The 7,512-nt window shown below is 72.2% G+C and carries 8 protein-coding genes; 4 read left to right on the top strand and 4 right to left on the bottom strand.

Annotated features, from left to right (window positions below):
• Positions 1 to 57 precede the first annotated feature (57 nt).
• The 3 genes from QMK28_RS31815 to QMK28_RS31805 all read right to left on the bottom strand — a co-directional run bounded on the left by QMK28_RS31815 (position 58) and on the right by QMK28_RS31805 (position 3,185).
• The gene (locus QMK28_RS31815) at positions 58 to 462 is read right to left on the bottom strand and encodes a hypothetical protein (protein WP_326443168.1); all 405 of its coding nucleotides are present in this window, start codon (positions 460 to 462) and stop codon (positions 58 to 60) included.
• Between the two features lie 256 nt (positions 463 to 718).
• Entirely contained in the window at positions 719 to 2,002 is a 1,284-nt protein-coding gene (locus QMK28_RS31810) for a cytochrome P450 family protein (RefSeq protein ID WP_326443170.1), read from the bottom strand.
• Between the two features lie 199 nt (positions 2,003 to 2,201).
• On the bottom strand, positions 2,202 to 3,185 hold the full coding sequence (locus QMK28_RS31805) for an NAD(P)H-binding protein (RefSeq protein WP_326443167.1): 984 nt from the start codon (positions 3,183 to 3,185) through the stop codon (positions 2,202 to 2,204).
• A 109-nt stretch (positions 3,186 to 3,294) separates the two neighbouring features.
• Here QMK28_RS31805 and QMK28_RS31800 point away from each other — a divergent pair, with 109 nt between their 5' ends.
• The 3 genes from QMK28_RS31800 (at position 3,295) to QMK28_RS31790 (ending at position 5,274) form a co-directional block, all read left to right on the top strand.
• On the top strand, positions 3,295 to 3,900 hold the full coding sequence (locus tag QMK28_RS31800) for a TetR/AcrR family transcriptional regulator (protein WP_326443166.1): 606 nt from the start codon (positions 3,295 to 3,297) through the stop codon (positions 3,898 to 3,900).
• Positions 3,901 to 3,980: 80 nt separating this feature from the next.
• The gene (gene map, locus QMK28_RS31795) at positions 3,981 to 4,748 is read left to right on the top strand and encodes a type I methionyl aminopeptidase (protein WP_326443165.1); all 768 of its coding nucleotides are present in this window, start codon (positions 3,981 to 3,983) and stop codon (positions 4,746 to 4,748) included.
• Positions 4,749 to 4,794: 46 nt separating this feature from the next.
• Entirely contained in the window at positions 4,795 to 5,274 is a 480-nt protein-coding gene (locus QMK28_RS31790) for an HIT family protein (RefSeq protein WP_326443164.1), read from the top strand.
• 137 nt (positions 5,275 to 5,411) lie between these two features.
• On the opposite strand, the gene QMK28_RS31785 is transcribed toward QMK28_RS31790, so the two are convergent.
• Complete coding sequence (locus QMK28_RS31785; RefSeq protein WP_326443163.1) at positions 5,412 to 6,083, bottom strand: alpha/beta fold hydrolase; 672 nt, start codon at positions 6,081 to 6,083, stop codon at positions 5,412 to 5,414.
• 363 nt (positions 6,084 to 6,446) lie between these two features.
• On the opposite strand from QMK28_RS31785, the gene QMK28_RS31780 reads away from it, so the two are divergent.
• Positions 6,447 to 7,418 carry a helix-turn-helix domain-containing protein gene (locus tag QMK28_RS31780; protein WP_326443162.1) on the top strand — a complete coding sequence of 324 codons (972 nt, stop codon included), beginning with the start codon at positions 6,447 to 6,449 and terminating at the stop codon, positions 7,416 to 7,418.
• Positions 7,419 to 7,512: the final 94 nt, after the last annotated feature.

Raw genomic sequence — 7,512 nt, 5'->3', positions numbered from 1 at the left:
CTGTGGGGGGGTGGGGGGGGTGGGGCGCGCGGGCACGAGTGATCGTGGCGGCGGCTCTCAGCAGCGGAAGGCCTGGTGGGCGATGGGGAGTTCGGCGGATCTGCTCAGCGGTAGGGCTCCGCCGGCCGATCGCGCGCCGGCGGGGGCCGTCCCGCGTGAGGCCGGGGCGGCGAGCGAGGCGTCATGGAGGGATCCGACGACGGTACGGGTCGGCGACGCTGTCAGCCGCGGAGCCCCGGTGACCCGGGCGGCCGGTCCCGCGCAGGCCGAGACGGCGCGACGGCCGTGGTCGGGCTCCAGCGTCTCGGCCGCGGTGGCCCGGGGCACGGAGCCGGCGCCGGAATGGGAGTAGCCGCCGGATGCCTCGGCGGTCTGCGCACCGGCGGGGTCGGCGACGAGGAACACGCTGAGCAGGACAGCCAGGGCGATGGCCCAGACACGCGTTACGGCCGCGGTCCGCACGACTTTTCCCCAACCGGTCTCGTCTTGCCCGAATGTGATCCGGGCAGAACTTTACCTGCTCTTTGGTTAGCTTAGTGTAAACACGAGATGACAATAAGTGAATATTGGTATGTCGGGAGGGGTGCGCGGGCCCGGCCGGCCCCGGCCGCCGCGTACCGGCCGGCCCGGCCCGGCCGCCCTGGCTGTCCGGGCCGGGCCGGCGGCGGTGCTACCCGGGCCCCCGCCATGCCCGCCCCCGGCATCTCGGCCCCTCGAACTACACGGCCGCGCCGACAGCGCCGCTGCGCGCGTCGCTCCGCAGCCGGACGGGCAGCACCTGGTGGCCGTTGGAGATGAAGGACGCCACCGGGCGCAGCTCCTCGACCGGGACGGCGAGGGCGAGGTCGGGGAAGCGCTCGAACAGGGCCGAGACCGCGATGCGGCCTTCGAGCCGGGCCAGCTCCGCGCCGAGGCAGTGGTGCACGCCGTAGCCGAACGACACGTGGTCGCGGCGGGTCGGCCGGGTGACGTCGAAGCTGTCGGCCCGCTCTCCGTGCAGGTTGGGGTCGCGGCCGGCGGCGGCGAAGTTGATGACGAACGCCTCACCGCGCCGGAAGGTGAGCCCGCTGTCCGCGTCGTGGATGTCCTCGACCGCGAACCGCATCAGGATGTTCGCGATCGGGGCCTGCTGGCGCAGGCTCTCCTCCACCACGTCCGCCCAGCTGGCGCGACCCTCGCGGACCAGGGCGAGTTGGTCGGGGTGGGTGAGCAGGTTGGTGATGGTGTGGTCGAGGAGGTTGACCGTCGTCTCGTGGCCCGCGCCGATCAGCAGCAGGATGCTGTCGAGCAACTCCTGCTCGGAGAGGCTGGTGTCGGTCTCGGCGTCGTGCGCCTCGATGAGCCCGCTGGTGACGTCGTCCCCCGGCGTCTCCCGCTTGACGGCCACCAGCTCGGACAGCAGCCGGTAGACGGTCTGGCCGTTGGCGGTCGCCTCCTCCTCGGACAGGTCCGTGGCGAACAGCCCGCCGATCGCGCCGCGGAACCCGTCGTGCGCCTCCTCCGGGACGCCGAGCAGCGTGTTGACGACGAGCAGCGGCAGCACCCAGGCGAACTGGGCGCGCAGATCGACCGGCCGGCCGTCCGGGGCGGCTTCGAGCTGGTCGATGAGGGTCGCGGTGATCTCCTCGATCTTCGGCGTGAGGGCCCGGACGCGGCGGGCGGTGAACGCGGAGCTGATCAGCCGGCGCAGCCGGGTGTGCTCGGGCCCGTACGCGGTCAGGGCGTTGCGGACGCTGACCCAGATGCTCAGCGGCCACCCCTGGGGTATCTCGCCGTTGATGTAGGCGGGCCAGTGCTGATGCGCGTCCTTGGAGACGCGGTCGTCCGTCAGCAGCCGCTTGACGAGGGCCTGGTCGGTGACCGACCAGGCTTCGACGCCGCTGGGCAGTTCCACCCGGGTCGCCGGGCCGAGAGCGCGGAGCCGGGTGGCCTCGGCCTGGACGTCGCGGGCGGCGGGGTCGATGAGGAAGGGGCAGCCGGCGGAGGTGCGTTGGGTGTCGATGAGCGTGCTCCTGACGTGGTCGCGGCGCAGAGTGCGGCGTCCGGAAGGCTAACCGGCGGAGCGCTCGGACCGGGGCTGAAAGCCGAAGGCGTTCGCGCGTCGGCGCCCGCCGGAGCTCATCCGCGGCCCGGAGCCCAACGGGCCGCCGCGGCCTCGCCCGTCGGCGCGGGCCGCGGGCGGGGCGCTCCCCGAACGCGGGTCAGGGCCGCTGCCAGGCGGCTGCGTGCTCGGCGGCGTAGACGGGGAAGGAGCGCGGCGCCCGGCCGGTGACGCGTTCCACGGTGGGGCTGGTGCGGTCCTCCGTACCGGTGGCGATGGCCCGGTCCATGCCGGCCAGCAGCTCGGCGAACCGGCCGGGTATGCCGACGGCGGCGAACCGGTCGCGCTGGACCTCGTAGGAGACGCGGCGGTGCCGGATCGGTCTGCCGGCGGTCTCGGAGACGATGGCCGCGATGGCGTCGTAGCCGATCGCTTCAGGGCCGGTGATGAGGTGGGCGGTGTTGTGCGGCTGTTCGTCCGTCAGGGCCCGTACGCCGACCTCGGCGATGTCCTGGCTGTCGACGAAGCCGACGCGGCCCTCGCCGGTGGCCGTCACGATCTCGTCGTCGGCGCGGATGCTGAGGGCGTGCGCGTGCTCGCCGGTGAAGTTCTGCATGAACCAGGAGGGCTGGAGCACGGCCCACTCCGGGAACAGTTCGGGGGTGGCCCGGTGCACCACGCCCAGCCCGCCGTTGCTCTCGGCGATGGCCGAGGAGCTGAGGAGGACGACACGGCGGACACCGGCGAGCCGCGCCTGCCGCAGGAACGGCAGCATGGACGCGGCCGGGTCCGATGCGCCGTTGGGCGGTACGAGGTAGATGCCGCGGGCGCCGCGCAGGGCCGGGACGTGCGTCGAGGCGTCGTCCCAGTCGAAGCGGACGGGCTCGACTCGACCGGGCTCGACTCGACCGGGCTCGACGCGACCGTGCTCGACTCGGGCGTGGTCGACGTCGTCGGCCGGCGCGGGACGCCTGCTGGCCGCGCGCACCGGGTGCCCGAGTTCGGCGAGCCGGGCGGCGACGCGGCGGCCGGTGTTGCCGGTGCCGCCGGTCACCAGGACCGTTTCCCGCTGATCGATCTGATCGATCTGGTTCGGCTGGTTCGGCTGGTTCGGAGGGGCGCTGCTCATGGGGGTGTCGGGCATGGTGGGCCTCTCTCGGTCGGCGAGGTCCGCGCTACGATGCGGACCGGCGGTCCGCATTGACCATACGGACCACTAGTCCGTTTAGCTGCCCCGGTCTCCAGGAGGAGTCATGTCCGTCCCGCGCAAGGAGCGAGCCGACGCGGCCCGTAATCGTGAGGCGGTCCTCATCGCCGCGGCCCGCCTCTTCGCCGAGCGGGGCGATCCTGAGCGGGTGTCCATGGATGACATCGCCGTAGCTGCCGGGGTCGGCAAGGGCACGCTCTTCCGTCGGTTCGGCGACCGGGTCGGCCTCGTCCGCGCGCTGGTCCAGCAGCGCACCGAGCAGTTGCGGGCCGATGTCCTCACGGGCCCCCCGCCGCTCGGCCCCGGCGCCCCCGCGGGCGAACGCGTCCTCGCTGTCCTCGACGCCCTGCTGCGCTTCAAGCTGGACAATCGCCCGCTGATGCTCGCCCTGGAGAACGCGGGCAGCGGCAGCCCGTACCGCAACGACGCCTACAGCCTGTGGCACGCGGAGCTGGCGACCCTGCTGGCGGAAGCCCGGGGGGACGGGAGTGCCGATTTCCTCGCCCACGCACTCCTGGCCGCCGTGCGCAGCGACCTCATCGAACACCTCGTCGCCGGCGGTATGTCGCGGGAGCGCATCCATGCGGGGGTCGCGGCCCTCGCCCGCGCGGTTCTGGCGAACGCCGTCGGTGATCTCCGTCAACGTCAATAGCGGGGCCCGGGGTTGGATCGTACCGTGATACTAATACCGGTACCCCGTCCCGGGGCGCAGCTTACGAGGGGACCCTGCTCATGGTGGAGATCAAGACCGACCGGTCACTGGACGCGATGCGGGAAGCGGGCCGTGTCGTCGCGCACGCTCTCGAAGCGGCCCGGGATGCGGCCGCGGTGGGCGTGAGCCTCAAGGAGTTGGACGAGGCCGCGCACGCGGTCCTGGACAAGGCGGGAGCGAGCTCCCCTTTCCTCGGCTACCAGCCGTCGTTCGCCTCTTCGCCCTTCCCCGCGGTGATCTGCGCGTCGGTCAACGACGTGATCACCCATGGCTTCCCCGACGGCTACCGGCTGCGCGACGGAGACCTGGTGAGCGTCGACTGCGGTGCCACGCTGGACGGTTGGGTCGGCGACGCCGCCGTCAGCTTCGTCGTCGGCCATGCCCGCGCGGCGGACCTGGCGCTCATCGCCGCGACGGAGCGCGCGCTGCACGCGGGGATCGCCGCCGCGACCGTCGGCGCCCGCATCGGCGACATCGCGCACGCGGTGGGCGGCATCGGCCGCGCGTCGGGGTACGGAATCCCCTCGGACTTCGGCGGACACGGCGTCGGGCGCACGATGCACGAGGACCCAGCGGTCCCCAACGACGGCCGCCCCGGGCGCGGTTACAAACTCCGGCACGGCCTGGTGCTGGCCATCGAGCCGATGTTCATCGCCGGAGGCCGCGACGCGTACCGCACCGCCGCGAACGGCTGGGCCCTGCACACCATCGACGGCACCCGTGCCGCGCACGCGGAGCACACGGTGGCCATCACGGATGAAGGCCCCCGTATTCTCACGCTTCCGTGAGGAGGGCGGGATGAGCCGTACGTCATTGGGTCATTGAGGAGTCGCGATGAGGGCTGAGAACCTGGGCGCGGACCGGGCGTGCATGGCCTGCGGGCTCATCGCCGGTACGGAGCCTCTGCCGGGCGGGGTGATCCTCAGGACGGCCGAGTGGGTCGTAGAGCACTGTGTGGGGCCGCTGGGCGTCGGAACGCTGGTGGTCAAGCCGGTCAGACACGTGCTCCATGTGGCCGACCTGTCGGCCGAGGAATCGATCGAGTTGGGCCCGCTGTTGCGGAAGGTCAGTTCTCTCCTCACCTCGACGATGAGTCCGGAGCAGGTCTACGTCTGCCTCTGGTCCCATGCGCACGCGGTGCCCGGGCATATCCATTTCGTGGTGCAACCCGTCTTCAAGGGCGACCTCGCTCGGTACGACGCCCACGGCCCCGCTCTGCAGATGTCCATGTTCGCTGCGGGTCTGCTGCCGGACGCGGCGGCAGTGGCAAAGGTGTGTGACCGGCTGCGGGCAGCCGTCGCGGCCGGGGCCTGAGCATTGTGAGGGCTACGGGAGGTGGGGAGAGCGCCGCGCGTCTCGCCCACCTCCCGCCCGGCCGCTCGGCGGTGACCGTCAGATCCGGCAGCCCGTCAGATCCACAGCCCGTCAGATCCGCAACCCGTTCAGCCCGTTCAGCCCGTGATGAAAGCCAGTAAGTCCGCGTGGAACGCCTTCTTGAAGCCGCCGACCAAGCCGTGCGGAGATCCCGGGTACACCTTCAGGACCGCGTCCTTGACCAGTTGCGAGGACTGGTGTGCCGAGGCGTTGATCGGCACGATCTGGTCGTCGTCCCCGTGCGCGATCAGGACGGGTACGTCGATGCTCCGCAGATCCTGCGTGAAGTCGGTCTCGGAGAACGCCTGGACGCAGTCCAACGCGCCCTTGAGGCTGACCTGCATGCTCATCAGCCAGAAGGCGTCCCGCGCGCCCTGCGATACCTCGGCCCCGGCGCGGTTCGCTCCGTAGAACGGCGCGCTGAGGTACCGGTAGAACTGCGACCGGTCGGCCGAGACGCCGGCGCGGATGGCGTCGAACGCCTCGATCGGCTGGCCCTGCGGGTTGGCCTCCGTGCGCAGCATCAGCGGCGGAACCGCTCCGAGCAGTACGGCTTTGGCGACGCGCGCGCTGCCGTGCTGGCCGAGGTAGCGGGTCACCTCGGTGCTCGCCGAGTCGCCCGGCCAGCCCGGTGCGAGGGCGGTGTAGCCGTTGGCGGCGAAGAGCCGCACCCAGTTGTCCCAGCTGCTGGAGTGCATCCATAACCCGTGGATGAAGACGACCGGGATGGGTGCTTTGATGTCGCTCATGTGCCGATCCCCACTTCCTGTGGTTCTCTGCGGAGTCGCGCGGCCTGGTGGCCCGGCCGTATGGCGTCGCGGCCGGGTTTTCAGGCGAGCGGGTGCTCGATGAGTGCGTGCCCGATGAGTGTGTGCCGAGCATCCTGTCAGCGGACCGGTGACCGAAGTGGTCCGAGCGTGCACGCTCTGCGTCCCAGACTGACCGCTTCGCGCGGGAGCGAAGCCGCGCCCGGGCGGCGGCGAGCCGGGAGCCGAAAGTGCCGCCACGGCCCGGCAGAGCCGTGCGAGACTGAGCCGTACGTATATGCGGGGCGCCCGGCGAAGAGCCCGGTCCCCGCCGGAATTCACCGCGAAGGCGGGTGAACCGACGCGATGATCCTTCTCGACGCCGTACGTGTACCGCCCGCGGACCGGGTCGGGGCGTTAGACGCTGCGATGATCGGGGCGTCCGTGCCGTGCCGGGTCACGCACGAGGATTCGGCGGGCGTGGTGCGCGCCAGGATGGACGTCTGGCCCTTCGGCGGCTCCACCCTGTTCAGCGCCGCCTCCACCGGCTTGCGGCTGGTCCGCACCGCCCGGCACGTACGGATGGAGGGCCCGCCGATCGTCGTCATCGCCCAGCGGACCCGAGGACACGGCATGTTCGCGCAGTCGGGCCGGGAGGAGCCGGTCGGAGCCGGGGACCGGATGCTCAACGACCTCACCGCACCGTACGAGTTCGGCTGGACCGGAACTGGTGCCTCCGAGTCCTTCCAGGTCAGCTACGACGTTCTCGGGCTGCCCGTGGACATCGTGCGCAGGGGCGCCGGACGGCTGAAGTCCAGCCCGCTGCACGATCTGGTCCGCGGCCACCTCGCGTACCTCTCGCGGCACGCCGACACGCTCTCCGCCGACCCGGGCGCCGCCGCGCTCGGCTCGGCCACGGTCGAACTGCTGCGGGCGCTCATCACGTCCGCGGCGCAGGCCGACACCCGCCCCGTGATGGCCGAGACGCTGCTGAGCGGCGTCCTCGCCTACACCCGGCTGCACTTGACCGAACCCGGCCTGACGCCCGCCGGCATCGCGGGGGCCCACAGCATCTCCGTCAGGTACCTCTACCGGACCTGCGCCGAGGCGGAGATCAGCTTGGAGCAGTGGATCACCACCCAGCGGCTGGAGGGCGCCCGGCGCACCCTGTCTTCCGAAGCGGGCCGGACCAGGCCGATCGCCTCGGTGGCACGGGCCCGGGGTTTCTCCGACGCGAGCCACTTCGCCCGCAGGTTCCGCGAGGCGTACGGGGTCACGCCGCGAGAGTGGCGACGCGCGGCCGGCGGGGCGGGATCGGGGCGCGCGTCGGCCCGGTGACGGAGGCGCGCGGCGCGGGGGCGGGCGGTGCGAGGCCGTGCGGCGTGGGGCGGGCGGAACGGGCGAGAGCCACCGCGACGGACGACCGCTCTCG

Source organism: Streptomyces sp. H27-D2, from assembly GCF_035828615.1.
Classification (GTDB): Bacteria; Actinomycetota; Actinomycetes; order Streptomycetales; family Streptomycetaceae; genus Streptomyces.
The sequence above is the reverse complement of the archived record's forward strand: the minus strand, read 5'-3'. Positions and strand labels throughout refer to the sequence as shown.